2 protein-coding genes are annotated in these 3,138 nt (G+C 68.0%); one reads left to right on the top strand and one right to left on the bottom strand.

The annotated features are described in order from the left end of the window. On the top strand, positions 1 to 576 hold a 576-nt coding region (locus VHR41_02955; GenBank protein ID HEX3233129.1), incomplete at its 5' end, for a class I SAM-dependent methyltransferase. Between the two features lie 567 nt (positions 577 to 1,143). Here the strand turns inward: VHR41_02955 and VHR41_02950 are convergent. Next, a complete protein-coding gene (locus tag VHR41_02950) occupies positions 1,144 to 2,805 on the bottom strand; it encodes a phospholipase D-like domain-containing protein (GenBank protein ID HEX3233128.1) in 1,662 nt (553 codons plus the stop codon). Between the last annotated feature and the right edge of the window lie 333 nt (positions 2,806 to 3,138).

Here is a 3,138-nt window from a genome sequence, read left to right as displayed (position 1 = left end):
GTCGACGTGCGGCTTCGGGCCGAGCCGCCGGCGCGGGTCCTCGACGTGGCGTGCGGCACCGGCTGGTCGAGCATCGCAATGGCCCAGGCGTATCCCAACATCCACGTGGATGGCCTCGATCTCGACCACGATGCCATCAGCGCCGCTCGCAGGAACGCCGAGCGGGCGGGCGCCGCTGATCGAGTAAGGTTCGCCGTCGCCGATGCGGCCGACTTGGGCGGAGCGGGCGTGTATGACCTGGTGACGATCTTCGAGGCCCTGCATGACATGGCGCGACCCGTTGAGGCACTCAGCGCAGCCCGCCGGGTGCTCGCCCAGGACGGGACCGTGCTCGTGGTCGATGGGCTGGTCGCCGAGGAGTTCACGGTCCCTGCCTCACCACGCGAACGAACTGAGTATGGCTGGAGCGTTGTGTCCTGCCTGCCCGGTGCCATGGGAGACCCCCAGACCGCAGCCACCGGAGCCGTCATGCGTCCCTCGATGCTTCATCAGTACGCCCTCCAGGCGGGCTTCGGCGCGGTAGAGGTCCTCCCGATCCACACCGACTACTGGCGCTTCTACCGACTGCTCCGGTGAGGCCGACCCGGGTCCGCCCGGGTCTAGCAAAGCCGAGCCCGGCCGCTGGGCCTTCTAAGATCCGGCTGCTTCGCCGCAGATGCGTGCGTGAGCCGTGCGCATCCAGTAGAGGTGCAACCATGCCTGTCCGGCAAATCAGCTCGCGCGTGTTAGCGAGGCTGACCCAACGAACCCGCTGGACAAGCTCGTGAGTCCACAAGGAACACACCATTCGGCGGGCAGCCGCCTGCCGTCGTCATCACCCAAATCCGTGGCCGACAGGGTTTCGGGATTTCGCGATCTTTTCGGGCATGGTGCCCGAGTCGACATCTCAGGGGCTTCGCCACGCACAAATTGTTCGCTGGTTTCGGCTCAGCTGGAACTCGCAAGTTCGAAGGCCCATGGGGCTGACTTGACCCTTGAGGTCGTCGAGGGCTGCAGCCACTGGATGCCAGAAGAGCGCCCGAACCTCATCGCCGACCAAGCGAGGGCACTGTTGCGAAGCAGAACTGCCAGTACTGGGTGCCCTCGTCAGGCGAGAAGGCCGTCGAGCGAGGCGAGAAAAGCTCTCCCGAGATGCGCCAAGCCTCAGAACTGACGGCGCTTCCGCAATGCCTTGGGGCGTCCGTCGGGGTCGTGCACGACCCGGTACAGGGGAGCTGCCCACAGCCGTGTCAGCGTCGACAGCTCCGGATCGCGGATGGGTCGGAGGCGCCCGGGTGGGCGCACTCCCTGCCGGCCGTTGTCCACCCAGGCCTGGAGGCGGGCCGCGGAGGCGGCGAAGGCGTCGAACATCCCCTGCGGGGCCACGCAGTCGGCCATGGTTTCCAGCAGGGTGGCGTCGTCCAGGTCGCCTGGCGCTATGCCGGTCTGAATGCGAGAGATGTCGCCGGGGAACTCCGCGGGTCCCACCTCACGGTCCAGGTGCTCGGCGGCCAGGGTGAGCCGCAGCCGTCGAGCGTAGGCACCGTGGTCGCCGCCACTGGCGTCCAGCACGACCACTGACAGTTCTGAGTCGTGGGTCCAGGAGCGGCGGCTGAAGTTGTCCGATCCCACGGTCGCCCACCAGTCGTCCATCACGCAAATCTTGGCGTGCACGTACACCGGGGTGCCGGCGTGGTTCTCGATTCCGTACGCCGCCACCCGGTCACCGGCGGCCTCGGTCAGCATGCTCAGCGCCTCAATGCGTCCGTACTGCTGAGGAACCCGGGAGAGCGGGAGGTTCTGGTCGGGCAGGTGGGGTAGCACCGCAATCACCCGCAGCTCGGTGTTTCGGCGTAGGGACTCGACGAACGCCTGAGCCACGTCGGGCGACCACAGGTACTGGTCCTCGATGTACACCAGCTGCCGGGCCCGGGCCAGCGCCTTGCTGTAGCCCCGGGCCACGCTGCGTTCCCCGCCCCGGGCAAACGGGTAGTCCCGGCCGTGCCGCAGGTCGGGGTAGGTCCGGAGTAGCTGCACGAGATGGGTACCACCGGGCACCGGCGGAGGCGGCGGCGCCTGCGCGGGTAGCGGGTTCGGGCTGGTGTCCTCGCCGGCCAGCCGATCGCGCAGTCGGCGCACCGGGTTGCGGCTGAGCGGGGTTGGATCCTGCCAGCGTTCTCGGAACACCGTCTCCACGTCATATACCCCGGGACCGGCGATCGCGGCCTGCACATCATGCCACGGGGGTGTCTCCCCGTACTCCTCTGCCATGGGCTGCGGCTGCGGATCACCAAGGTGCCGGGCGTCATCGCGGCGAGCGTGGCAGAGGTCGATGCCGCCCACGTACGCGATGTCCCGCTCCGGCCGGCCCTGGAAGCGGATCACCACCAGCTTTTGGTGGTGGGAGCCGCCAGTACGCACCCGCATGTCGAGCAGGGCTTCGGCGTCGTTGGCCTGCAGCGCCTCGATCATTTGGCGGTTCTCTTCGCCCGAGAAGGACAGGCGGTCCCAGTGGGAGCGCCAGACCAGGCCCCGGACGTCAACTCCTCGGATGTCAGCCTCCGACAGCAGGCCCTCGATCGCGGATTCCGCGTCGTCGGTCAGGCGCTCGTCGGGGTCGCCGCGCCAATCGGTGAAGTAGATTGCGTCGCCGGCTCGGGTCTCTCGGATGCGCTGCGCCAGCTCCGAGAAGTAGGTGGCGCCGTGTACTAGCGGCCGGACGAAGTTGCCGCTGGACCAGGCCTTATCCCCGAAGTGGCGGGCGTCGAGCACGGTCTGCGCGTTGCCGCGCTCCGACTTGGTCAGCAGCCACTCCGCGGGATCCATGGTCGCTTACTATCCCCACACTCCGTACATGATCAACCCACGCGCTGCATCCTCCGCCGAGGGCGGAGCGATCTGGCCAGGGAAGCACCGACAGCGCACACCCGGAGGCTCGGTAACCGAGCACCTCATTCATCGAGCTATCACTGCCCCGGATAGTCCACGAGATGAAGCCCACCGTGCTTCACGCTACCCGGAACGGCCCTGGCCTCGGACGTGTGTATGGAACGCGGCTGGCTGGAGGCCGGCAAGGGCGGGCCGTACGTTCCTCGGCGGCATCCGGCGGAGTGTGGCGGTCCTTTGTCAGGTCGCGGGTTTGGGCCGGGCCGCCCGGAT

The sequence above is a fragment of the Gemmatimonadales bacterium genome (assembly GCA_036265815.1).
Classification (GTDB): Bacteria; Gemmatimonadota; Gemmatimonadetes; order Gemmatimonadales; family GWC2-71-9; genus CAVVWJ01.
Note: the sequence above shows the minus strand (reverse complement) of the source record. Positions and strands in the feature narration are given on the sequence as shown.